Origin of the sequence: Paraburkholderia sp. BR14312 (assembly GCF_040948675.1) — a bacterium.
GTDB lineage: Bacteria > Pseudomonadota > Gammaproteobacteria > Burkholderiales > Burkholderiaceae > Paraburkholderia > Paraburkholderia nodosa_A.
Genome location: NZ_JBFPKI010000026.1, coordinates 1 through 22,779, shown reverse-complemented (window position 1 = coordinate 22,779; position 22,779 = coordinate 1). Strand labels below are relative to the sequence as shown.

Annotated in this window: 19 protein-coding genes and 1 pseudogene; 8 read left to right on the top strand and 12 right to left on the bottom strand. The window is 64.7% G+C overall.

Translation table 11 applies throughout. The annotated features are described in order from the left end of the window. Positions 1-108: 108 nt before the first annotated feature. Positions 109-1,134, bottom strand: a complete 1,026-nt coding sequence (locus tag AB3X98_RS40225; RefSeq protein ID WP_368606604.1) for a LacI family DNA-binding transcriptional regulator — start codon at positions 1,132-1,134, stop codon at positions 109-111. Positions 1,135-1,340: 206 nt separating this feature from the next. Between AB3X98_RS40225 and AB3X98_RS40220 the strand changes: the two genes are divergently transcribed. The 5 genes from AB3X98_RS40220 to AB3X98_RS40200 all read left to right on the top strand — a co-directional run bounded on the left by AB3X98_RS40220 (position 1,341) and on the right by AB3X98_RS40200 (position 7,768). Then, positions 1,341-2,477 carry an ABC transporter ATP-binding protein gene (locus AB3X98_RS40220; RefSeq protein WP_368606603.1) on the top strand — a complete coding sequence of 379 codons (1,137 nt, stop codon included), beginning with the start codon at positions 1,341-1,343 and terminating at the stop codon, positions 2,475-2,477. 112 nt (positions 2,478-2,589) lie between these two features. Continuing rightward, positions 2,590-3,855, top strand: a complete 1,266-nt coding sequence (locus tag AB3X98_RS40215; protein WP_368606602.1) for an ABC transporter substrate-binding protein — start codon at positions 2,590-2,592, stop codon at positions 3,853-3,855. A gap of 67 nt (positions 3,856-3,922) precedes the next feature. Beyond that, positions 3,923-4,828: a carbohydrate ABC transporter permease gene (locus AB3X98_RS40210; protein WP_069269069.1), complete on the top strand. Its 906-nt coding sequence runs from the start codon at positions 3,923-3,925 to the stop codon at positions 4,826-4,828. A gap of 43 nt (positions 4,829-4,871) precedes the next feature. Continuing rightward, entirely contained in the window at positions 4,872-5,723 is an 852-nt protein-coding gene (locus AB3X98_RS40205; protein ID WP_368606601.1) for a carbohydrate ABC transporter permease, read from the top strand. A gap of 77 nt (positions 5,724-5,800) precedes the next feature. After that, positions 5,801-7,768 (top strand): beta-galactosidase, encoded by a 1,968-nt coding sequence (locus AB3X98_RS40200; RefSeq protein WP_368606600.1) that lies wholly within the window; start codon positions 5,801-5,803, stop codon positions 7,766-7,768. Positions 7,769-7,839: 71 nt separating this feature from the next. Here AB3X98_RS40200 and AB3X98_RS40195 read toward each other — a convergent pair whose 3' ends face one another. The 10 genes from AB3X98_RS40195 to AB3X98_RS40150 all read right to left on the bottom strand — a co-directional run bounded on the left by AB3X98_RS40195 (position 7,840) and on the right by AB3X98_RS40150 (position 17,862). Further along, a complete protein-coding gene (locus AB3X98_RS40195) occupies positions 7,840-8,913 on the bottom strand; it encodes a porin (protein WP_368606618.1) in 1,074 nt (357 codons plus the stop codon). Between the two features lie 190 nt (positions 8,914-9,103). Continuing rightward, positions 9,104-9,241: a hypothetical protein gene (locus AB3X98_RS40190; protein WP_176733017.1), complete on the bottom strand. Its 138-nt coding sequence runs from the start codon at positions 9,239-9,241 to the stop codon at positions 9,104-9,106. A 166-nt stretch (positions 9,242-9,407) separates the two neighbouring features. Continuing rightward, positions 9,408-10,967, bottom strand: a complete 1,560-nt coding sequence (locus tag AB3X98_RS40185) for an SH3 domain-containing protein (RefSeq protein WP_368606599.1) — start codon at positions 10,965-10,967, stop codon at positions 9,408-9,410. 84 nt (positions 10,968-11,051) lie between these two features. Continuing rightward, a complete protein-coding gene (locus AB3X98_RS40180; protein WP_069269073.1) occupies positions 11,052-12,098 on the bottom strand; it encodes an ABC transporter substrate-binding protein in 1,047 nt (348 codons plus the stop codon). 12 nt (positions 12,099-12,110) lie between these two features. Beyond that, complete coding sequence (locus AB3X98_RS40175; protein ID WP_368606598.1) at positions 12,111-13,247, bottom strand: NAD(P)/FAD-dependent oxidoreductase; 1,137 nt, start codon at positions 13,245-13,247, stop codon at positions 12,111-12,113. Continuing rightward, positions 13,240-14,676, bottom strand: a complete 1,437-nt coding sequence (locus AB3X98_RS40170; protein ID WP_368606597.1) for an FAD-dependent oxidoreductase — start codon at positions 14,674-14,676, stop codon at positions 13,240-13,242. Before AB3X98_RS40170 ends, AB3X98_RS40175 begins: the two co-directional genes overlap by 8 nt. Further along, complete coding sequence (locus AB3X98_RS40165; RefSeq protein ID WP_342947474.1) at positions 14,673-15,011, bottom strand: (2Fe-2S)-binding protein; 339 nt, start codon at positions 15,009-15,011, stop codon at positions 14,673-14,675. Before AB3X98_RS40165 ends, AB3X98_RS40170 begins: the two co-directional genes overlap by 4 nt. A gap of 47 nt (positions 15,012-15,058) precedes the next feature. Beyond that, positions 15,059-15,853, bottom strand: a complete 795-nt coding sequence (locus tag AB3X98_RS40160) for an ABC transporter permease (RefSeq protein ID WP_368606596.1) — start codon at positions 15,851-15,853, stop codon at positions 15,059-15,061. Between the two features lie 19 nt (positions 15,854-15,872). Beyond that, entirely contained in the window at positions 15,873-16,778 is a 906-nt protein-coding gene (locus AB3X98_RS40155; RefSeq protein ID WP_368606595.1) for an ABC transporter permease, read from the bottom strand. Beyond that, positions 16,771-17,862 (bottom strand): ABC transporter ATP-binding protein, encoded by a 1,092-nt coding sequence (locus AB3X98_RS40150; protein ID WP_368610428.1) that lies wholly within the window; start codon positions 17,860-17,862, stop codon positions 16,771-16,773. Before AB3X98_RS40150 ends, AB3X98_RS40155 begins: the two co-directional genes overlap by 8 nt. 321 nt (positions 17,863-18,183) lie before the next feature. Here AB3X98_RS40150 and AB3X98_RS40145 point away from each other — a divergent pair, with 321 nt between their 5' ends. Together AB3X98_RS40145 and AB3X98_RS40140 are read left to right on the top strand one after the other, a co-directional pair. Then, a complete protein-coding gene (locus tag AB3X98_RS40145; protein WP_069269080.1) occupies positions 18,184-19,047 on the top strand; it encodes an IclR family transcriptional regulator in 864 nt (287 codons plus the stop codon). Positions 19,048-19,544: 497 nt separating this feature from the next. Continuing rightward, positions 19,545-20,546, top strand: coding sequence for a GNAT family N-acetyltransferase (locus AB3X98_RS40140; protein WP_083245690.1), 1,002 nt, complete (start codon positions 19,545-19,547; stop codon positions 20,544-20,546). Positions 20,547-20,582: 36 nt separating this feature from the next. On the opposite strand, the gene AB3X98_RS40135 is transcribed toward AB3X98_RS40140, so the two are convergent. Then, complete coding sequence (locus AB3X98_RS40135) at positions 20,583-21,773, bottom strand: glycosyltransferase family 4 protein (RefSeq protein WP_069269081.1); 1,191 nt, start codon at positions 21,771-21,773, stop codon at positions 20,583-20,585. Between the two features lie 689 nt (positions 21,774-22,462). Between AB3X98_RS40135 and AB3X98_RS40130 the strand changes: the two are divergent. Then, positions 22,463-22,779 (top strand): annotated as a pseudogene (locus AB3X98_RS40130) (hopanoid biosynthesis associated radical SAM protein HpnJ); the annotation flags it as partial.

Below are 22,779 nucleotides of genomic sequence, written 5' to 3'. Positions count from 1 at the left end.
CGCGAACGTGTGTGCGCGTGGCTCCGCTGAACCGGACGGGCGCGCCGTAAAGGGCATTCATTGTCGGCGCTTCGCCCGCACCTGTCGAGCGAGGTCTGACACGCAGGGTCAGGCCCGGGCGCGCCGTTTGCGCGGCCCCGTGGACATGCGCGTGACGAGCTCGGGCGGCGGCCCGAGCACCATGGGCGGCTGCTGGTCCGGTTCGTCGATCAGCCGGATCAGGCTGCGGATCGACAGCTCGGCCACGGCCTCGGTCTGGATCGCGACGGTGGTGAGCGCGGGGCGCATCTGATGGGCGAGCTGAATGTCCGTGATGCCGATCACGGACACATCGTCGGGCACGGCGCGGCCCATGCTGACCAGCGCCTGAATCGCACCGATCGCGAGCAGGTCGTTGGTCGCGAAGATCGCGCTCACGCGCGGGTGCTGCGCGAGCAATTGCTGGCAGGCCGCGTAGCCGGAGTCGATCGAGTCGCGCACCTGCATCTGCGCCACGTTCGCCGGATTCACGCCGCCTTCTCGCATGGCCGTTCGGAATCCTTCCGAACGGGCGTCCTGCAGGCCGCCGCAGCCGTCGCCGATCAGCATGGCGATATTTCGGTGTCCCAACTCAAGTAGATGGTGCGCCGCGAGCGCGCCCGCGCGCGCGAAGTCCACGGCCACGCACGGCAGTACGGGCGGATTCTCGGGGTGCTCCCACATCGCCAGCAGAATGGGGCCGTTGTGCATGGCCGAGATGCACAGTTCGTTCATGGCGATGTCGGTGTTCATCACGAGCACGCCGTCCGCGAAGGTGCCTGCGATCTGGTTCAGGTAGGCGCGGCCGATTTGCGCGTCGTCGTCGGTGTTGCAGACCATCAGGAAGTGGCCCGCCTTGCGCGCGGCGCGTTCCGCCGCGAGCACGAACTCGGGGTAGAACGGGTTGGAGATGTTCGAGAGCATGAGCGCGAGCGTGGACGAGCGCCCCTGCGCGAGCGCGCGCGCATTGAGGTTGGGCCGGTAGCCCAGCTCGGCGATGGCCTGCAGCACACGCTCGGCCGTCTCGGGACGAACCTTCTCGCGATTGCGCAGCACATTCGAAACGGTAGCCGCCGTGACGCGTGCGCGCCGCGCGACTTCTGACAAGGTGACCATGTCGGACCTTTCCCACATTCAGGGAAGATGATTCAGATGTTGCAATGCTGCGGCGGGGTTTGCTACTTTTCTCCCACAACATCAACGGAGACAACGAATGCGCGATTATGCCGGATTCGAATTTAAGCGGTTAAATGCCCGCTGCGCAAGGGCTGTGGGAAGTTTTCTGCATAAAAATTTAAGCGCTTAAATTTCGAGGCGAGAACATGGCGACGATACAGCTCTCGGGCGTCGGCAAGCGCTACGGCGATCATCCGCCGGTGGTGCGGCATGTCGATCTCGACATCGGGCATCACGAGTTTTGCGTGTTCCTCGGGCCTTCCGGATGCGGCAAGTCCACGCTGCTGCGCATGATCGCGGGCCTCGAGGAATTGAGCGAAGGCGAACTGCGCATCGGGTCGCGCGTGGTGACGGACGTGCCCGCCGCCGAGCGCGGCGTGGCGATGGTGTTCCAGAGCTACGCGCTCTTTCCGCACATGACGGTGTTCGACAACATCGCGTTCGGGCTGAAGATCGCCAAGGTGCCGAAAGCCGAGATCGAGCGGCGCGTGCGCGACGCCGCGCGCAGCCTGCAACTGGAGGCGCTGCTCGACCGGCATCCCAAGGCGCTATCGGGCGGACAGCGCCAGCGCGTCGCCATCGGCCGCGCCATCGTGCGCGAGCCGGGCGTGTTCCTGTTCGACGAGCCGCTCTCCAATCTCGACGCCGCGTTGCGCAGCCATACGCGCATCGAGATCGCGCGCCTGCACCAGCGCTTCACGGATGCGAGCGTCGTGTATGTCACGCACGACCAGGTCGAGGCGATGACGCTCGCCGACCGCATCGTGCTGCTGCACGCGGGCGCCGACATGGAGCGCCACGGCAGCGTGGCGCAAAGCGGCGCGCCGCTCGATCTCTATCACCACCCGAAGTCGCGCTTCGTGGCCGGGTTCATCGGCTCGCCGCGCATGAACTTCATCGACGCGAGTGTCGACTCGGTGGATGAAGAGGGCGTGCGCGTCACGCTCGAAGGCGGGCAGACGCTGCTCGCCTGCGTGGACGGACGCGCATTGAAGCGCGGTCAGCCGGTCACGCTGGGCGTGCGGCCCGAACATCTGCGGCTGACTGGCGACGATCAATCGATTGCGTGCGCAACGGTGCTCGCCGAGCGCCTGGGCGAACATAGCTATCTGCATGCGGATCATGCGGCCGGCACACTGGTCGCCAAAGCGCCGGGCGATTCGCTTATCGGTGTGGGCGAACGCATCCGCGTGCATGTGCCGCCGCAGGCGTGCCATCTGTTCGACGCCGAAGGCGCAGCGTTGCGCCGGCTCGCGGCAGCGCATGCGCCGGCGCTGGCCTGATTTCGTTATACCCCGCCGGTAGAGCGGGTCACCAGGTCTGGCGGCGCGGGTGCCGTCAGTCGACAAAGGCAGTCCAACAGCATGTTGGATGGATCGACACAGGAGACAACAGATGTTTTCCAATCGCTTGAAAGCGTTCGGTTCGCTGGCCCGCGGCTCGGCCGCCGTTGCGATCGTGGCGGCGACGGCGTTCGCGAGCATGGCCGCCGACGCCGGGACGCTGACCGTCAACGTCTCGGCGCGCGCCAACCAGCGCTCGACATGGCAAGATGCCTTCGATCAGTTCAAGAAAGCCAATCCCGACGTCGACCTCAAGGTATCCTATATAACCGAGGAAGCCTACAAGGTGCAGATGGGCGGCTGGCTCGCGACCGATCCGCCCGATGTGGTGTCGTGGCACGACGGCGAGCGCATGGCCTATTACGCCGAGCGCGGCCTGCTGGAAGACCTCTCCCCGGACTGGGCCAAAAACGGCTGGAACGACCAGTACGCATCGGTGAAGAGTGCGTCCACATGGAACGGCAAGCAGTATGCCGCGCCGCTGGGATATGACGCCTATGGCTTCTTCTACCGCAAGGACCTGTTCGCCAAGGCCGGGATCAAATCCGAGCCGAAGACCTTCGACGAATTGCTGGAAAGCTGCAAGAAGCTCAACGCCATCGGCGTGCAGCCCATTGCCGTGGCCGCGCGCGACAGCTGGACGCTCGCCGCGTGGTTCGACTATCTGGACCTGCGCATCAACGGCAACGAGTTCCACCAGAAGCTGATGGCCGGTCAGATTCCCTATACCGACCCGCGCGTGAAGAAGGTCTACACGACGTGGAAGACCCTGATGGACAACCATTGCTTCATGGAAAACGCGCTTTCCTACGACGTGGATTCGATCGCGCCGGTGCTCGTGAACGGCAAGGCGGCGATGATGCTGATGGGCACGTTCTTCTCGGCGAGCTTCCCGGAGAACATGAAGCAGAACGTGGGCTTCTTCCGCTTCCCGGTCATCGACGCCAATGTGCCGACGGCCGAAGACGGTCCCGTGAACGTGCTGCTCATTCCGGCGAAGGCGAAGAACAAGGCCGATGCGCGCCGTCTGCTCGCCTTCATGGAAACGCCCGCGATCAACGCCGAACTCGCGCACGGCTGGGGCCAGCTGCCTTCGAACAACAAGGCAGCCGAGCCTGACGATCCCATCTCCAAGGTGGGCTTCCAGACGCTCGCGAGCACGCGCGGCGGCATTGCGCAGTTCTACGACCGCGACATGCAGAAGGAAATGGCCGACGAAGGCATGAAGGCCATGCAGCAGTTCTACAGCGACCCGTCGCAGCTCGATACGCTGCTCGCGCGCCTCGAAACGACGCGCCAGCGCATCTACCACAAGTAAAGCCGCGGTGCGGCCGGCGCATTGCGCCGCCGGCCGTACCTTCTTCGATCACCGGCGAGACTTCACCATGTCCGATACCTTGGCGCGCCCCATTGGGGCGGCGCGGCCGCGTCGCGTCTCTACTGTGCGGCGGCAACAGAATCGCGCCGCGCTGTTTTTCCTGCTGCCGGGCTGCGCGCTCTTTGCGCTGTGCGTGGTCTACCCGATCTTCAGCAGCATCACGCTCAGCTTCTATAACTGGGACGGGATGACCGCGAAAACGTTTGTCGGGCTCGCGAACTACGTCGAACTGTTCCAGACCGACACGTTCTATACCGCGCTCAAGAACAATCTGCTGTGGCTTGTGTTCTTCCTGCTCGCGCCGCCGCTCGGTCTCGTGTTCGCGCTCTATCTGAACCAGCACGTGCGCGGCATACGCGCGGTGAAGTCGCTGTTCTTCGCGCCGTTCGTGCTCTCGGGCGTGGTGGTCGGTCTCGTGTTCTCGTGGTTCTACGATCCGACCTTCGGTCTGCTCAAGATGATCGTCGGCCATGGCATACCCGTGCTGGGCGACCCGAAGCTCGTGACGTTCGGCATTATCTTCGCCGCACTCTGGCCGCAAACACCGTTCTGCATGATCCTGTATCTCACGGGCCTCACGGGCATCAACCCCGAGATCGTGGAAGCCGCGCGCATGGAAGGCGCGAAGGGCTGGCGGCTCTTCTGGCACGTGGTGCTCCCGCAGCTGCGCCCTGCCACGTTCATGGCCATCGTGCTCACGGTGATTGGCGCGCTGCGCAGCTTCGACCTGATCGCCGTGATGAGCGGCGGCGGCCCGTTCGACAGCTCCACGGTGCTCGCGTACTTCATGTACGACCAGGCGATCAAATACTACCGCGAAGGCTATTCGGCGGCGATTGCCGTCGTGCTGTTCGCCATCATGCTCGTTTATATCGTGTTCCATTTGCGCCGCATGCTGCGCGAAGAACGCTGACTTACCCTTCGATTTTTCGTCGCTGTTCACGGAGTCGCTGCCCATGTATCCGCTTCCCCTCGATCGCTGGAAACCCGCGAATCGCGTGCTCTACAAGATCTCGTTGCCCATTGCGCTCGTCATCTGGCTGCTGCCCATGCTCGCCGTGCTCATTACCTCGATCCGGTCTACCGAGGAACTGCAGCAGGGCGACTACTGGGGCTGGCCGAAGCACTTCGCGCTGCTGGAAAACTACGGGGCGGCGCTCACGCAAACACCGATGCTCCATTACTTCGCGAACAGCGTGCTGATCACGGTGCCTTCGGTGATCGGTGCCATTACGCTGGCTTCGATGGCGGGCTTCGCGCTATCCACGTATCGCTTTCGCGGCAACACGGCGGTATTGTTCGCCTTCGTCGCCGGGAACTTCGTGCCGATCCAGATCCTCATGATCCCGGTGCGCGACATGGCGCTGCGCGTAGGGCTCTACAACACCGTGTGGGCGCTCATCATCTTTCACGTGTCGTTTCAGACCGGATTCTGCACGCTGTTCCTGCGCAATTTCATCAAGCAACTGCCGTTCGAACTGATCGAGGCCGCGCGCGTGGAAGGCGCGAGCGAATGGGCCATTTACTGGCGCATCGTCATGCCGCTCGTGCGGCCGGCGCTCGCCGCGCTCGGCATTCTCGTCTTCACGTTCGTCTGGAACGACTACTTCTGGGCGCTGTGTCTCACCCAGGGCGACGACGCCGCGCCGATCACGGTGGGCGTAGCCGCGCTCAAGGGGCAGTGGACCACGGCGTGGAACCTCGTGGCGGCGGGCTCGGTGCTTGCGGCGCTGCCTTCGGTGCTGATGTTCTTCGCCATGCAGAAACACTTTGTCGCGGGGCTTACCTTCGGCGCGAGCAAGGGCTGAGAGAGCCCGGCCGCAGCCGAAGGCCCTTTTTTATTTCATTCGTATTCCCGACGTTATTCCGAGGCGGATTGTCACTCATGCAAATCGGTGTCTGCTACTACCCCGAACAATGGCCGCAAACGATGTGGGCCGACGACGCGCGCCGCATGGCCAAATTCGGCATTACCCACGTGCGCATTGGCGAATTCGCCTGGAGCCGCATGGAGCCGCGCGCCGGTGTGTATGAGTGGGCCTGGCTCGACGATGCGATCGAAACGCTCGCGGCCCGTGGCCTGAAGATCGTGCTCGGCACGCCCACGGCCTCGCCGCCGAAGTGGCTCGTCGACGCGACGCCCGAGATGCTTCCCGTGCGCGCCGACGGCACGCCCTGGAACTACGGCTCGCGCCGCCACTACGACATTGCGAGCGAGGCTTATCGCGCCCATTGTGTGCGCATTACGGAGGCGATGGCACAGCGCTACGGCGCGCATCCGGCCGTGGTCGCATGGCAGACCGACAACGAGCTGGGCTGCCACGACACCGTGCCGAGCTGGTCGAGTGCCGCGCAGCGCCGCTTCCAGACGTGGCTCGCGAAGCGCTACGACACGATCGAGGCGCTCAACGAGGCATGGGGCAACGTGTTCTGGAGCATGGAGTACCCGTCGTTCGAAGCGGTGGGGTTGCCCGTGCGCACGCCGACCGACGCCAACCCGGCGCATCATCTGGATTTTCGCCGCTACATGTCGGATGAAGTCGCGAGCTTTCATCGCGAGCAGGCAGACGTGCTGCGCCGCCACGCGCCGAACGCCGACGTATTGCACAACTTCATGGGTTTTTTCACGACCTTCGATCACTACCAATTCGCGGCGGACAAGGCCATCGACGTGGCGACGTGGGACAGCTATCCGATCGCGCGCACCGAAGTGATCGGGTTGCCGGAAGCGCAGAAGGCTCGCTACGCGCGCACCGCGCACCCAGACGTCTCGTCGTTCGACCACGACCGCTACCGCACGATCGGTGGCGGGCGCTTCTGGGTGATGGAGCAGCAGGCAGGGCCGGTGAACTGGGCGCCGTGGAATCCGGTGCCCGCGCCGGGCATGGTGCGCCTGTGGGCCTATGAAGCGTTCGCGCACGGCGCCGAACTCGTTTCGTACTTCCGCTGGCGGCAATGCCCGTATGCGCAGGAGCAGATGCATTCGGGCCTCAATCTGCCGAATAACGAGCTGTCTCCCGGCGGCCGCGAGGTGGAGCAGGCCGCGCGGGAGATCGCGGCGAGCGACGTGTTGCGCACACTCGCACCGGCGGGGCGTGCCCAGGTGGCGCTCGTATTCGACTACGAAACGCAGTGGATGTTCGAGATCCAGCGCCACGGCGCGAGCTTCGACTATCAGACGCTCGCGTTCGACTACTACAGCGCGCTGCGCGAACTGGGCCTCGATGTCGAAATCGTCTCGCGGCACGCGGATCTTTCGGCGTACCGGCTCGTGGTGGTGCCGTCGCTGGCCGTGATCGACGACGCCTTCGTCGATCAGATCGAGCGCAGCGTCGGCCTGTGGGTGTTCGGGCCGCGCAGCGGCTCGAAGACCGCGCACTTCGCCATACCCGGCGACCTGCCGCTCGGCGTGTTGCAGCGCGTGCTGCCGTTGCAGGTGCTCGAGGCCGAATCGCTGCGGCCCACGCTCGCGCCTGCGGTCACGCTAGCCGGCGTGCAGGGCGAGGCATTGCATTGGCGTGATCACGTGCGCGCCAACGGCGCCACGCGCGTTCAGGCGCAATTCGAAGACGGCTGGCCAGCGCTGCTCTCGCATGGCCGCGTGCGTTACGCCGCTGCGTGGTTTTCGCGCGAGCTGCATCTCGCCATGCTCGAAGAAGCCGCGCACGGCGCGGGCCTCGCCACGCAGCGCTTGCCGGAAGGCTTGCGCGTGAGCCGACGCGGCGGATTGTGCTTCGCCTTCAACTTTGGCGAGCAACGTGTTCAGGCGCCGGCCCCCGACGGGGCCCAGTTCGTGCTGGGCGCGCGCGAGCTTGCGCGAGGCGACGTGTGCGCGTGGCGCGAAACCCGCTGAGCCGCAGCTAACCCGAGAGAGTGTTCCGCGTCGCGTCGCATCACGCGCGCGCCGCGGAACACTCGCGCGCATCAGAACAGATGCCGGATGCCGATGCTCCCGCCCACGGTCGACCCGGAGACTTCAAAGAGCGCGTTGTTGATCGACAAGCCCGTGTCCATACGACCGTGGTTGTTCACGTAGCCCACCTGGCCATAGAGCGTCGTGCGTTTGGAGAGGAAGAACTGCACGCCGCTCGACGCGAGGAGCGAGTGGTTGGTGCCGTCGTTGCCGTCGCGCGTGTACCAGACGCCGGCGTCGACGTCGAGGTAGGGCGTGATCATATAGCTGAGCCCACCGGAGTAGACGCTGTTGTCGAACGACTGCGCAACCTTGTAAAGCGCGTACGAAGCGGAGATCGTGAGCGAGTTCGGGAAGCGATAGCTCGCGCCGATCGTGCGGCCCACGAACTCGATGGTGCTCGGCACTGGCGTGGTGGCCGCGCTGCCTCCGGCATTGCCGCTATACAGCGCGCCTGTGATCGTGAAGCCCGCGATGTGATAGCGCAGGCTCGCCGAATACTGGCGTCCCGCCTGGAAGTTGCCCGCCGCGCCGCCCATGGCGAACATGCCCATCGCCTGAATGCCGGCGATTTCCGGGGACGTATACGTAATCGCGTTGCTGTTGAAGAGCCCGGTCACGTAGACGTTGTTCACGTAGCTCACGAGACCGCTGCCGAAATACGACATGCCGCGCGGGTCCGTCTGGTAGAGCGAGAGGAAGAACGGTGAGTACTGCAGACCAGCCTTGACCGTACCATAGGGACTTTCCATGCCGATCCACGCCTGACGCCCGAAGAAGTTGCCGTTGGAATTGCCGAACTGGCCGTTCGCGATGCTGATGCCGCTCTCGAGCGCGAATACCGCACGCATCCCGCCGCCCAGGTCCTCGGCGCCGCGCATGCCGAAGTTCGAGCCGGACATGCCGCTGTCCGTCAACGAGAACTGATGACCGGCGTTCTGGCCCGTCCGCGTGTTCAGCGTATGGCTCGTGTAGAGGATCGACCCGTCGACGATGCCATACAGTGTGACGCTGCTCTGCGCGCTCGCGACACCCGCTGTGCCCATCAAACCGGCCGCCGCGAGGCAGCGGACCAGCCATTTCATGCCGAGGTTGTCGCGTTGTAACATTTCGTCATCCTTAGTGTTATTTATGGATTGAGATTGATGTGACAGGTGCTGCGCACGCTTCAGGCCATGCTCCAGGCAAAGCCGCGGATAAAGCTTCAGGCAAAAGGGGGCCGGGGTTCCTCGCGGAACCACATGAATCGGAATGCTGGGAGTGCTGCTCGGCGTACTACGCGGAGTACTTCGCGTAGTCCTGCGGTCTGGCGCGGCGGCCGGGGTCCTCTCGCGTGCGCAGGAACAGCGTGGGCGAGCGCGTGGTCATCGTGGGCTTGCGGCTAGGCATGGGCCGGATTGAATGCGCGTTCACCGATCGCTTCTCCCCTGACGAGAGGTGTGCAACGTTGACGGAATGCTACGTTCGATGGGGGCTATTTTTGTACGACCGTGCGGAATCTGTCACCCTGGGAGAAACGATCACATTTGCGCATCAATTTGTTGCACCCGGCGCATGAATCGACACACGGGCGCCTGCCTCACCCCGCCGGATTCTCCTCATCCTGCGGCGGCGCGCTGCCCGCGGGCGCACCCAGGATGCTGACCTGGAAAACCGGCGTGCCTGCAAGCGACTCGAGGTTGGGGTCTTCGGGGTAGGCGAGCAGCAAGGGCAAGATGACCGAGCCGCCAATCACGGCGCGGCGGCTGTTGTCGGCGGGGCGCAGGCCCCAGACGTCCTGATAGACGAGCGGCACCGTCTTGCCGTCGCGCTCCGTGATGCCCAGATAGAGCATCACGTGACCGCCTATATAGATGAGCGTGCGCATGGGCGCGCCGTGCTGCACGAGCCAGTCGAGGCGTTGCGCGGGCGTGGAAGCCGAAAGATCGGTCATCGCCCCCGCGTTCATTTGCGTGGACGAATGGCGGGGCAGCCACACGCCGAACGCAGCGAAAATGCTCTGCAATTCGGCCGAGCAGTCGTTGTCGAAGTTCGTATTGCCCCAGCCGTAGGGGCGGCCGATCAGCGCCTTCATCAACTGTGCGAGATGGCGCGGCGTCGCCGCGAGCGGCGCGGGCACGATGGCGTTCGAATCGAGCACTGCCGTGCGGATCGCCGCGCGGCCGTCCACGTCGCGGGCGGGCACGAGCACTTCGCCCGGCTTCGCGCCCGAAGCGGGCCGCAGTGGCAGCAGCGTGCCGGCAGGCGCGTCGAAGCGGAACACGCCGCCATCGTCGCGCAGCGCGGCGGAGGCCACGACCACGACGCCGAGCGAGTGGTGCGCCGCCGCGCGCCACGTCGAAACGAAGGCTTCATCGACGCTCGCCACGCCGTCGCTGCGCACCCAGCCCTGCACGTCCGGCGTCTGCACGTAGCGCCAGGCGCCGTCTGCGCTCGTGCCGAGCACGTAGAGCGGCGTGCCCGGCCGCACGGCGCTCACCTGCAGGTTGTCGAAGGGATAGCCTTCGCCTGCTATGCGATGTGAATAGAACGACGGGTCGATGGTGGGCAGCTCGCGCACGTACAGTGCCGTCGTGGCGATGGCGCGACGCGTGGCATCGAAGCCGCTGGACCGTTCGAACTGGCTGACGTTGGCGTTGCGCTCGATGGCGTCGATCCACGCCTTCGTGTGCGGCCGGAAATTCATGCCGTAGCCAATGCGGCGCGCCTCCTTCCCGGTGTTGTCGAAGTATGCGAGGCGGCGCGTCTGCAGCGCGGCGATGTCGCTGCCGCCATCGCGATACACGCGCTGCTCGACAAACGCGCGATTCCACGGCGAGGGATCGTTCGGCCCTGCACCGAAATAGCGCGCGACGAGCGCATCGAATTGCGCGCGCTGGACGTCGGGCGAAAGGAAGGGCTTGTCGTAACCGGCGCTGGCCGGATCGATCCAGTGATCGACGTTCTGGTCGTAGTGCTCGATCGGGAACAGCGTGACCGTATCGGGCGGGAGCGCCTGCCCGGCAGGACTCTGCGAGGCCGGGCCGGTCGCGCATCCCGGCAGCACGCACGCGGCGGCTAGCGTCAGGGCGAGGAAGCGGGCGCGCGGAGCCAGGGCAAAAGCGGAAAGGCGAGACGAAGAATCGAGGGCGGAGCGCATGGGCGAGCGGGCGGTTCGACAACCCGTGGATGATACAGGACGCGCCGCGCCCACCGCCCTCGCTGATGCCCGAAAATCAAACGATTACTGCTCGATCTGCCGGTTCCAGCGCGAATCCCATTGCGCGCGGTGCTCGTTGATCACGTCCCAGTCCACCACCGTCACCTTCTTCACGAGCTGGTCGAGATTGCCCAGGCTCTTTTGCATGTCGGGCGGCATGGTCGCGTTCTGGTTGGTCGGAATCTGCTTGCCGGCGGACGCCGCCTTGCTCTGCGCGGGCGCAGACAGCAGGAACTGCGCGAGCTTTTGCGCGAGCTGCGGGTCGGGATTGTTCTTCACCACGCACAGGTCCACGAGCAGCAGCACGGCGCCTTCCTTCGGGTTGGCGTAGGCCACGGGCAGGCCCTTGTCCTTCAGGTCGCCCACTGCGGTGGGCGTGAGCGGGAAAATGCCGGCCTCGCCGGTCTGGATCATCTCCGAGAGCTTGGCCGAATTCGGAATATATTCGACGACGTTCGGACCCACCGTGCTCGCCCACTTCGTGAAGCCCGGCTCGACGTTGTTCTCGCTGCCGCCCATCAGGCGATTGATGGCGAGAAAGCCGTGCAGCCCGAAGGTGCTGCTCGAAGCCGACTGGAATACCACCTTGCCCTTGTATTTCGGATTGGCGAAATCGAGCCACGAAGTGGGCGGCGCCCAGCCTTTATCGGCGAACACCTTCGTGTTGTAGCCAATGCCCGTCATGCCGAGTTGCACGCCCGCGCCCACGTCGCCTTTCATGCGTGCGAACGGATACAGCTCCTTGAGCACCGGCGAATCGTCGAGTTTCTCGCATACGCCCATGCTCACCGCGCGCGCCATTACGCCGTCGTCGAGAAAGGCGACATGCATCTGCGGGCTGTTGCGGTTGGCGAGGAGCTTCGCGAGCACGTCGGAGGAGGTGCCCGGCACGACCACCACCTTCACGTTGTTGGCCTTTTCGAAGTCGGGCAGGACCTGGCTCGTGTAGGCCTTCTCCATCGGGCCGCCGTTCATGCCGATGTAGATCGTCTTCGTTTGCGACCAGGCGCCTTGCGAGATGCCCAAGGCAACGAGTGCGGCCAGCGGAGCCAGGGTGCGTGTGAGTTTCATCGTGGGGACTCCTTATTTGATTGGGAGAGCGGCATGAACGGAAGACTGCGTGAAGCGGCCGATCGCGAACGCCTCGATGGGCGTGCTCGTCGTGCCTTCTGTGACGAGTTCGGCGAGGACTTCGCCCACGCCCGGCGCCAGCAGGAAGCCGCCGCCGGAAAAGCCGAAAGCGTGCACGAGGCGCGGCGTGGTGTTGCTGAAACCGATGATCGGGTTGCTGTCCGGTGTTTCACCTTCCACGCCGCTCCACGTGCGGATGAGCAGCGCGTCGCGCAGGCCGGGCAGCAGCGCGCAGGCGTCGCGCATGACGGCGCGCGTGGTGGCGGTGGAAGGCTGTGCGTACTCGCCGTCGCCGTGCCCGCGTCCGCCGCCGATCACGCAGTTGCCGCGCTCGACCTGGCGCGCGTAGACGCCGCCGCCGTAGACGCCCAGGTTGTGCTGGATAAAGCGCGGCAGCGGCTCCGTCACCCACATGTTCGGGTAGATCGGCTTCATCGGCACGGTTTCGCCGAACGCGCCCGCCACCGTATTGGCCCAGGCGCCCGACGAGTTGATCAGCCAGTCCGCGCTGATGCGCTCGTGGCCCGCGCGCATCTGGAAACGCCGGCCGTCGAAGCTCAGGTCGGCGAGCGCGGTTTGCTCCTGCACGTGCGCGCCCGCGCGCCGCGCCGCCACCGCGAAGCCGGGCGAGACGAGACGCGGATTCGCGTGGCCGTCGCTCGCGCAAAGTGCCCCGCCAATGGCGGTTTTGCCGAGCCACGGGTAGCGGCGCCGAAACGCTTCGCCGCTCATGACGACCGACTCCACGCCGAAATCGCGCGCCATGTCGGACCATGCGTGGAGCGCGTCGAGATCGCTGTCGCGGCGCGCGAGGCGCAAGTGCCCCGACACGACGAATTCGCCGTCGCTGCCGATCAGTTCGGGCAAGCGGCTCCATACGCGCCGGGCGCGCACCGCAAGCGGCAGTTGCTCGGCGCTGCGTCCGTGGGTGCGCACGCCGCCGTAGTTCACGCCGCTCGCCTGCGCGCCGCAAAAGCGCCGCTCGAACAAGCCGACGCTTACCCCCTTGCGCGCGAGCGCGAGCGCCGCCGATGCGCCGACGAGCCCGCCACCCGCAATCACAACCTGGAAGTGGCGCGTGTCACTCATCGTGGGCTTCCTCTTCGATGACTTGCACGCCGTCGTCGAACAGCATCGGTGAAATGGGAATCGGCTTGATCGGCGCCTGGCTGCGTAAGCGGCCCACCTCGTGCAGCGGCTTGCCGGTCTCCACGCTCAGTAGCGCCATGGCGGATTCACCGCACATGCGCCCCTGGCAGCGCCCCATGCCGATACGCGTGAGCGCCTTCAGGCGGTTGACTTCGCTGGCGAAACCGTCGCGGATACAACTACGGAGCGTGCCGGCATCGACTTCCTCGCAGCGGCAGATGGTCAGGTCGTCGGGCCAGTTGGCGGCGCAGTTGGCCGGCGGGGCAAATGCCTGCTCGATGCCAACGCGAAAGCGCGCGATCCGTTCGAGACGCTTCTCGATCGTTGCCACATCAGGCAAAGCAGCATCGTGCTGTGGCGCTTCGATGCCGATATCTTCGAGCATCGCGAGTGCGGCGCGGCTGCCCGCGAGTTCGGCGGCATCGGCGCCTGCGATACCGACGCCGTCGCCGGCCAGATAGACGCCCGGCACAGAGCTGCGGCCCGCCGCATCGCGTTCGGGCAGCCAGCAGCGGTTGAGGTCGTCGAAGGCGAAGCGGCAGCCCGCGAGATCGGCGAGCTGGGTTTCGGGCCGCAAGCCATGGCCGAGGCCGATCGCATCGCAGGCGATGGCGTGCTCCTTGCCGTCGGCCGCGCGCCAGCGGACGTATTGCACCGCCACGTCGCCTTCGATGGCTTCGAGCGCGACGCCATGCTCCATGCGCACGCCATGCGCCTTGAGCCACGCGACGTAATAAACGCCCCTGGCGAAGGTGCCCGGCTGGTTGAGCAGCTTCGGCGCGGCGGCGGCCTGGCGCCCAAACGGGCTCGTGTCGAGCACGGCGGCTACTTGCGCGCCCGCTTTCGCATACTGATACGCGACGAGGTAGAGCAGCGGCCCGGTGCCGGCGAACACGGTGCGCTGGCCGATTGCGCAGCCCTGCGCCTTCAGCGCGACCTGGGCGCCGCCGAGTGTATAGGCGCCTGGCAACGTCCAGCCGGGCAGCGGCACGATGCGGTCGGTGGCGCCGCTCGCGATGATCAGATGCGACCACGGCACGCTCGATTCGCGGCCCGCGCGCAGGGTGTCGAGCCGGCCCGGCTCGCACGACCAGGCCAGCGTGTCGGGCCGATAGTCGATTTTCGGGAGCAGGTCGGCCATGGTGCGATGTACCGCATCGGCTTTCTTCGCCTCGAAGCCGTAGAGCGCGGTTTTCGTGCGCGAAAAGCCTGCACCGTCAGCGGGCTGGCGATAAATCTGGCCGCCCCAGCGCGCGTTTTCGTCGATGACGGTGGGGCGCAGTCCCGCGGCCACGAGCGTTTGCGCGGCGCGAATGCCGGCCGGTCCTGCGCCGACGATGACGATGCGCTCGGGCCCGGTCGCGCTCATCGCGCACCTCCGCCATAAATTTTGGTATCCGAACCAGTGCGCGTCACCACACGCATGCCTTCGCGCAACGGCGTGGAGCAGGCGCGCAGGCGCGTGCCGTCTTCGCAGCGCACCCAGCAGTCCTGGCAAGCGCCGATCAGGCAGAAGCCCGCGCGCGGTTCCGTGCTGAACTCGCTGCGGCGCACGTGCCGCTGATGCGTGAGGATCGCGGTGAGCAGCGTATCCCCCGCGAGCGCCTTGACTTCGACGCCGTCTAAAACGAAGGAAACGCTCGCGCGCGCGGTTTCGGCAACGCGGACGAACTGGGCAAGGGGAAGCGGCGTGGCGGTGCTCATGGAAGGTCGGTGGCGCGGCAGCAGGAATCGAAAGAGGCGGGCGGCGTTCAGTGCTGCCCGATCAGAATGCGGTTGAGCCCGTATACGCGGTCGAGCAGGAACATCGCACCCGCCGTGATGAAAATGACGAGCGCGGAAACGGAGGCCATCATCGGGTCGATCGACTCGGTTGCGTACATATACATGCGCACGGGCAGCGTGACGGTTTGCGGCGAGGTCACGAAGATCGACATCGTCAGTTCATCGAAGCTGTTGATGAACGCGAGCAGCCAGCCGCCCGTGATGCCGGGCACGATCATCGGCAGCGTGATGCGGCGGAAGGTGGTCCACGCGTTCGCACCGAGCGACGCGGCTGCATGCTCGATGCTGCGGTCGAGGCCGCTCACCGAGGCGAGCACGAGCCGCATGACGAACGGCGTGATGATGATCATATGCGCGAGGATCAGCCACGCGAACGAGCCGGTCGCGCCGATCAGCGCGAAAAAGCGCAGCAGCGCGATGCCCAGCACGAGCCCCGGAATCACGAGCGGCGAAAGCAGCAGCGCGTTGAGAAAGCCGCGGCCCGGAAAGCGCGCACGGCCAATGGCGAGTCCCGCGGGCATCGCGATGACGAGCGAGAGCGTGGCCGAGGCGAACGCGAGCTTGAGGCTGTTGAAGAACGCGGTGATGAAGTCGGGGTAGTCGAGGATCGCGCGGAACCAGCGCAGCGACAGGCCGTGCGTGGGGAGCGTCAAGGTTTCGTCGGGCGTGAATGCCACGAGAATGACGATGACGAGCGGCGCCAGCACGAACAGAATGACGAAGCTATGGAACGTAAGGGCGAGCGGTCCGTTTTTGCGCATGATGTTGTGTCCTGGGGCCTTAGCCCATGCTGCGCGCGTAGCGCCGTTCGAGCACGCGGTAGTAGGTGAGCATCACCACGAGATTGGCGACGAGCAGCAGCACGGCGATGGTCGCGCCGAGCGGCCAGTTCATCGAGCTGAGGAACTGGTCGTACACGGCGGTGGCCGCCACCTTGAGGCGCCGGCCGCCCAGCAGACCAGGAATCGCGAAGGCGCTCGCCGACAGGCCGAACACCATGAGGCTGCCCGAGAGAATGCCCGGCATGAGTTGCGGCAGCACGATGCGGCGCAGGGTGGTGAAAGGCGACGCCATCAGCGACAGCGCCGCGTTCCCGGTTTGCGGATCGAGCCTTTGCAGCGCGGTCCACACCGGAATCACCATGAACGGCAGCATCACGTGCACGAGCGCAATGACGATCGCGAAGGTCGTGTATTCGAGCTTGAAGGGGCCCGCGCCGAACAGAGCGAAGAACTGGTTCACGAGACCGTTCATGTTGAGCAGCATGCTCCAGCCGAACGCGCGCACCACCACGGAAACCAGCAGCGGCGCGAGGATCACGAGCAGGAAGAGCGAGCGCCACGGGTCGCGCATGCGCGAGAGGATGTACGCCTCCGGCGTGCCGATCACGACGCACAGCAGCGTGGTGAGCGCGGCAATGCCGAAGGTGCGCAGGAAGATCGTGTGAAAGTACGACGAGCCCAGCACTTCTACGTAGTTCTGCAGATCGAATGCGGCGATGGGGCCGCTCATCGGATCGAAGCGGTAGAACGTGAGCGCGAAGGTCATCGCGAGCGGCACGAGCACGAGCGCGGAGAACAGCAGCAGCGCGGGCGCGCTCATGAGCCAGAGCGGCACGTAAGCCTGCCAGCCCGCGCGCACCGTGGCGTGCGGGGCTGGCTGCGAAGCGCGGAGCGTGCTAGACACGGGCGGCCTCCCGATGGATGAAGCGGATCGCGTCGCTATGCCAGTCGATGCCCACCTGGTCGCCTTCGGCAAGCGGCTCGTTGCCCTCGTTCTGGCAGCACACGAGCATTTCGCCCGCGCGGCTGTCGAGCCGGTAGAGCCACTGGCTGCCGAGGAAGAAGCGGCTCGTCACGCGCCCGGCGAGCCGGCCCGAACCGCTCGCGCAGAGCTTGAGCTTTTCGGGGCGGATGCACAGCGTGATCGCGTCGCCGACACCCACCGCGCGGCCGCGTTCGGGGAGTTGCGCCGTCGAGCCCGTTTCGGCGAGATCGTGGCCGAGATCCACGCGGATCGTATCGCCTTCGCGCGCGACGATGCGGCCCGCGAGCATGTTGGCCTTGCCGATGAACTGCGAGACGAAGTCGTTTTCGGGCCGCTCGTACGCGCGATAAGGCGTGTCGACCTGGGTGATGCGGCCGCTTTCCATCACGACCACGCGGTCGCTGATCGACAGTGCTTCCGACTGATCGTGCGTGACCATCAGCGTGGTCGTGCCGATCTTGCGCTGAATGGCGCGCAGTTCGAACTGCATGTCTTCGCGCAGTTTGGCGTCGAGATTGGACATCGGCTCGTCGAGCAGCAGCACGGGCGGCGCGATCACAATGGCGCGCGCAATTGCCACGCGCTGGCGCTGGCCGCCCGAAAGCTCGCGCGGAAAACGCTGCGCGTAGGCGTCGAGGCGCACGAGCGCGAGCGCCTCGCGAGTGCGGTCCCGACGCTCGGCTTTATCCACACCGCGCATTTCGAGGCCGAAGCTCACGTTCTGCTCCACGCTCATGTGCGGAAAGAGCGCATAGCTCTGGAATACGATGCCGAGGCCGCGCCTGTTCGGCGGCATCTGCGTGATATCACGCCCGTCGAGCGTGATGCGCCCGCGTGTGGTTTCCACGAAGCCGGCGATCATCTGCAGCGTCGTGGTCTTTCCGCAGCCCGAGGGGCCGAGCAGTGAGACGAACTCGCCTCTTTCCACCGACAAATTGACGCCCGCGACCGCCTGCAGGTCGCCGAACGATTTCGATACATCGGTCAGGGTGAGGAACGACATGGTGTGGCCTTCCAGTGCTTGGGTTGCGCCGGCACCCGCTGGGCGAATCAAGGTGCAGGGCGTTGAACCGACTGTAGCTAGCCAAATTTTTAGTCGTCAATTTAAAATTCCATCGAGCGATAGGAATCTGACTTATATTCCGTTTGATGGAATGTGGATGCGGCTTGCTGGCCGATCGTTTCGTCCGGTGAACTTCGGGAAATCCCTGAACAGGCCCGGATGCAAGCACGATGACGTTTGGTGGTCCAATCTGTTGGGCCGCGCGCCAATTCAGCCAGCTTTTGGCGGATATTCCGCTCTATGGAATCAACCGAGATCGTTATGACGTCAGGGGAAGAGAAAAGTGGAACGCCGGCCGACGACGCACGTGGCGCGGGCGTGTTGCAGCGCGCATTTGCGGTGATCCGCGCGCTGGGGGCAAGTCAGGCGGAAGGCAGTCGCGTGACCGCGCTCGCCAAGGCCGTGGGCCTGACCCAGGCTACTGTGCATCGACTGCTGCAGGGGCTGATCGCCGAAGGCGTGGTCGAGCAGGACGAAGGCACGAGGCGCTATCGGCTGAGCGTGGATTTTTTTGCGCTCGCGGCGCAGGCGGGTAATCCCAGCGGAATGCGCACGCTATGCCGGCCTGCATTGCTGCGCCTGTGCGCAAGTCTTGGCGACACCATTTTCCTGCTCGTGAAGAGTAGCTTCGACGCGGTGTGCCTCGACATGTGCGAAGGTCCGTTTCCGATCCGCTCGTTCACGGGCGATATCGGCGGACGCGTAGCGCTGGGCGTGGGCCAGGGCAGTCTCGCCATTCTCGCGTTCCAGCCCGAGGCCGAGCGGGAAGAAATCATTCGGTTCAACGTGCCGCGCTTGCGCAGTTACGGCGTGCTGGACGAGGTGTATTTGCGCACGGAGATCGAGCGCGTGCGCAAGCTCGGCTACGCGGGGCGCAACACCGGCGTGCTCGAGGGCATGGCGGGCGTGGCTGTGCCGATTCTGGACCAGAACGGCTGCGCCGTGGGCGCATTGAGCGTGGGCACGCTGGCTGCTCGTCTCACGGAAGACCGGTTGCCGACGATCGTAGAACTGCTCAAGCGGCAGGCCGAAATCATCGGGCCGCAAACGAACCCGTTCGATGTGGCGGTGCGCCGCCCCATGCACGGGCTCACGCGAGCGATGTCGACGCAACCATTGGCTTGAGCGATGACGGCGGGTATTGATCTAGTCGAACGCATTCCTAACTAAATTACCTGATCGCGAATCGTTCTCGTTGAGCAATCTGTGTGCAAACGTTTACCAGGTTCGTGCATTGCTGCATTGCGAAATCGAACAGTATGATCGGACGAAAATTGACCAGGGGGATAACCTATCCGCATGCGTCTTGGTTTTGGCGTAAATAGGCAGGTGGCTATTCGTAGACTGAAGGCGACGTAGAAATGGCAGTTCGCCGCCATGGAGCGTCGCAATCCATGGCGGCGCGAGCAGGTGACGCCGGAACGAAAACAGGAGCGCCCGAAGCGTGGTCTCGCATGTCTTGCAGGACCCGGAAGGGACAAAACCACCCGCCACGTGAACTGTCACATTGAGTACATGCCGTTGCCACGTCGACGAGAAGTCATTGAGGAGCGTGGGTGCTGGGGGAGGTGGAGCGCATGTGTGATCCCGCGGCGCTTGCAGTCAGAATATACCGGTGATCGATGACGACCATAAACGACCGGACGTTGCCCGTTTTCGAGGCACCGGCTGCTACTGTTACGCCGGTGCCGGTACGCGCGGCGCCTTCGATCTTTCATGAGCGCTGGTGGCTCGACATCGCCACGCAAGGCGACTGGAAGCTTGCGGTGGTGAAGCAGGACGACGAGGTCATTGGCGAGATGCCGTACGCGATGCAGCGCACGCGACTGTGGCGTGTCTCGCACCTGCCGCCGCTCACGCGAACGCTCGGGCCGGTCATCAAGTCCGTGACGGGCAGCGAGGCTCGCCAACTGCATCATGAACTCGACGTCACCGGCCAGCTGATCGAGCAGTTGCCCGACTGCGACAGCTTTTTTCAGGTGCTCGACCCGCGCATCGACGACGCCCTGGCGTTCGCGCTGCATGGCTTTACGGTGACGGCGCGCTACACGTTTCGCATCGACCGGAACACCTCGGCCGACGAAGCATGGAAGCGTCTGAACAGCAAGACACGCAACGTGATCCGCAGCGCCTCGCGTGAATTGACCGTCGTGCCGGACATCGAGCCCGCCGAGTTCATCGCGTTCTACGACGCGAATCTCGCGGCGCGTTCGCGTACCAACGCTTATGGGGATGCGGTCATGCGCGACCTCGTCAACGCGTTCGTCGAGCGCAAGGCCGGGATGCTGCTCGGCGCCTATGGGCAAGGCGGGAAGCTCGTGGCGGCGGTCGGCCTCGTCTGGGACCATCAGGCAATGTATTACCTGTTGTCATCGCGCGCGCAGGACGCGCATAGCGGCTCGATCAGCCTGCTGCTGTGGAGCGGCATTGGCCGCGCGCTGGAGCGCAGGCTCACGTTCGACTTCGACGGCTTTTCGAGCCCGTCGACATTCAACTTCCTCAACGGATTCGGCGCGACGCTCACGCAGCGGCTGGGCGTCGAGCGCCACGGCACGGTGTATTTGCTGATGCGTACGCTTAAACGGAAAATTGCGCCCGGGCGCGTGTTCGCCCCCAATCTATAGACGGCGGGGGCGTCGTGTGGCGAGCGATATCGCACGCTACACGAGTTCGTGCCGCGCGGGATCGCTTGCGCGACGGGTCGTGACCTCGGCAAGTTCCAGCGCGCTCGAGGCGAAGAGCAACGGGGTCCAGCGCCGGATCGTGCTTTGCGCGCCGGCAGCGAAACGTTCGCGCAGCGCGGGCTCGCCGCCCAGCTCGCCGATACGCTGCGCTAGTGTCGAGACGTCGCGCGGTTCGACCACGAAACCGTTCACGCCGTCGATCACCACTTCGCCAGCTACGCCGCATGTGCGCGTGACGATGGCAGGGCACCCGGCCGCGAACGCTTCGTTCACGCACAGGCCCCATTGATCGAATTCGCTCGCGAGGACGACGAATTCCGCGAGCGCGTAGAGATTCGGCATTTCCTGGTTGGCGAGTGAGTTGAGAATCGTCACATGAGACGTCAGGCCGAGCGAATCGATGCGCGCGCGCAGCTGCGCTTCGAGCGGACCCTGACCCACCAGCACGAGGCCGATATTTTCGTTGTACACCCCGGATTTGCGGTAGGCGTCGATCAGCACGTCGACGTTCTTGCGCGCGACGAAGCGGCTTACGCACAACACATAGCGCTGCGGCAGGCCGAAGCGCGATCGCACGGCCTCGGGGTTGACGCTCGCGGCCTGCGCGAGATCCGAAAAATAGTCGACGTCGATCACATCGAAACCAATGCGGGAACGCTCCTTCGGTATGCCAAGCGATTGCGCGTAACGACGATGCTTCTCGCCCGCGACGAGCGCCCCGTCGAAGCGGCTCACGATAAAGCGCTTGAGCCGCTCCTTGGTGCGCTGGCGCAGTCCGTCGTCGGCCTTCGAATCCGACATGTAGATGAGCTTGAAGCGGCGCGTGAGATGTCTGAGGAAACAGAGCACCGCCGAATAGCCGGTGTTGTAGCCGAGCGTGATGACCACGTCGGGCTCGAAGTTGCGCACCTTCGCAATCAGACGCGCGGTGTCGCGCGCGCCGAGACCGTCGCTGTCGGCGCCGTTCTCGACCAGCGTTTCCGCCATGCGCGGGCGGTTCGCGAAGAATGCCGCGCGGCGTTCCTGAGGAAAGCCGTAGACGCCCGAGCGCGCAAAGACCTCGAGCAGCGCCACCTGGTGGCCGCGACTGGAGGCCGCGCTGACGAGTGCCTCGTAGCGAGGGACGTGATAGTCGCCCAGGTTGCCGATGACGAAGAGGATACGCATGGACAATGACGGCTCGCGGTGGCGCTTGGTTGAGCAGGCAGCGCACCACGGGTGCCTGGTCTGCATGAAATCCCGGACAGTCGTCCAGACCTGCCGGGCAGCGTTGGCTGCGCCGAACCGCTCGCATAATCGCGGCGGGGACCCGCAGTCGCGCCGTTTGCTGCATCGTAACCCGATTGTGTGAGGCGTTTTTACGTGATGTCGGTGATCAGCGAAAACTTGTCCGATATGGCGGAGGCGATGCAAAGCAGATGAAACCTTGCGGGTCAATCCTTCCGAGGAATACGCAAGGCGCTTGCACGAAATGGCACATGACTTGCATAGGTCGGGCCGATTGGAGCGATTTCCGGCTGCCAGAGGGCGGGTTTGCGCATGGCTTGTAATCGATTGTCATCACAACCGACATCAATTGATGCGGGGCGATGAAAACTGTCATATCAATGCGTCACACTGGAGGTTTGGCATGTTTCAATACGTTGGAAGAAGGGAAAGCGCTTAAGGTCAGCATCAGATTTTCGGCTTAATATCCTAGGGTTGACCCGTGGCACTTAGTCCTTCAATTCGATAACAAACATGCGAACCGGAATGGCAATCGAAGGTTTTTCGTAATGCATTTCTAGGGAATTGCGCGGCGCTGGATCGAAGATGGCTAACCGGGTTTCACCATACTGCGCGGACAATCAAGGAATATGAAAACGCTGTTTCTGCAGGCCCCGTCGTATGACGGCTTCGACGGTGGCGCGGGCTCGCGCTACCAGGCAAAGCGCGAGATCCGCTCGTTCTGGTATCCCACCTGGCTTGCGCAGCCCGCGGCCCTCGTGCCGGACAGCCGCGTGCTCGACGCACCGGCCGACGGTCTGGGCGTGGAAGAAACGCTGAAGATTGCAGCCGCATACGACCTCGTCATCATCCACACGAGCACGCCGTCGTTCCCGACCGACGCGCTCTTCTGCGAAGACCTCAAGAAGCGCAAGCCGTCGATCGTCATCGGTCTGGTGGGCGCGAA

Coding starts and splice junctions, on each gene's coding strand:
- AB3X98_RS40225 (WP_368606604.1), bottom strand. CDS start 1,134: ATGGTCACCTTGTCAGAAGTCGCGCGGCGCGCACGCGTCACGGCGGCT.
- AB3X98_RS40220 (WP_368606603.1), top strand. CDS start 1,341: ATGGCGACGATACAGCTCTCGGGCGTCGGCAAGCGCTACGGCGATCAT.
- AB3X98_RS40215 (WP_368606602.1), top strand. CDS start 2,590: ATGTTTTCCAATCGCTTGAAAGCGTTCGGTTCGCTGGCCCGCGGCTCG.
- AB3X98_RS40210 (WP_069269069.1), top strand. CDS start 3,923: ATGTCCGATACCTTGGCGCGCCCCATTGGGGCGGCGCGGCCGCGTCGC.
- AB3X98_RS40205 (WP_368606601.1), top strand. CDS start 4,872: ATGTATCCGCTTCCCCTCGATCGCTGGAAACCCGCGAATCGCGTGCTC.
- AB3X98_RS40200 (WP_368606600.1), top strand. CDS start 5,801: ATGCAAATCGGTGTCTGCTACTACCCCGAACAATGGCCGCAAACGATG.
- AB3X98_RS40195 (WP_368606618.1), bottom strand. CDS start 8,913: ATGAAATGGCTGGTCCGCTGCCTCGCGGCGGCCGGTTTGATGGGCACA.
- AB3X98_RS40185 (WP_368606599.1), bottom strand. CDS start 10,967: ATGCGCTCCGCCCTCGATTCTTCGTCTCGCCTTTCCGCTTTTGCCCTG.
- AB3X98_RS40180 (WP_069269073.1), bottom strand. CDS start 12,098: ATGAAACTCACACGCACCCTGGCTCCGCTGGCCGCACTCGTTGCCTTG.
- AB3X98_RS40175 (WP_368606598.1), bottom strand. CDS start 13,247: ATGAGTGACACGCGCCACTTCCAGGTTGTGATTGCGGGTGGCGGGCTC.
- AB3X98_RS40170 (WP_368606597.1), bottom strand. CDS start 14,676: ATGAGCGCGACCGGGCCCGAGCGCATCGTCATCGTCGGCGCAGGACCG.
- AB3X98_RS40165 (WP_342947474.1), bottom strand. CDS start 15,011: ATGAGCACCGCCACGCCGCTTCCCCTTGCCCAGTTCGTCCGCGTTGCC.
- AB3X98_RS40160 (WP_368606596.1), bottom strand. CDS start 15,853: ATGCGCAAAAACGGACCGCTCGCCCTTACGTTCCATAGCTTCGTCATT.
- AB3X98_RS40150 (WP_368610428.1), bottom strand. CDS start 17,862: ATGTCGTTCCTCACCCTGACCGATGTATCGAAATCGTTCGGCGACCTG.
- AB3X98_RS40145 (WP_069269080.1), top strand. CDS start 18,184: ATGACGTCAGGGGAAGAGAAAAGTGGAACGCCGGCCGACGACGCACGT.
- AB3X98_RS40140 (WP_083245690.1), top strand. CDS start 19,545: ATGACGACCATAAACGACCGGACGTTGCCCGTTTTCGAGGCACCGGCT.
- AB3X98_RS40135 (WP_069269081.1), bottom strand. CDS start 21,773: ATGCGTATCCTCTTCGTCATCGGCAACCTGGGCGACTATCACGTCCCT.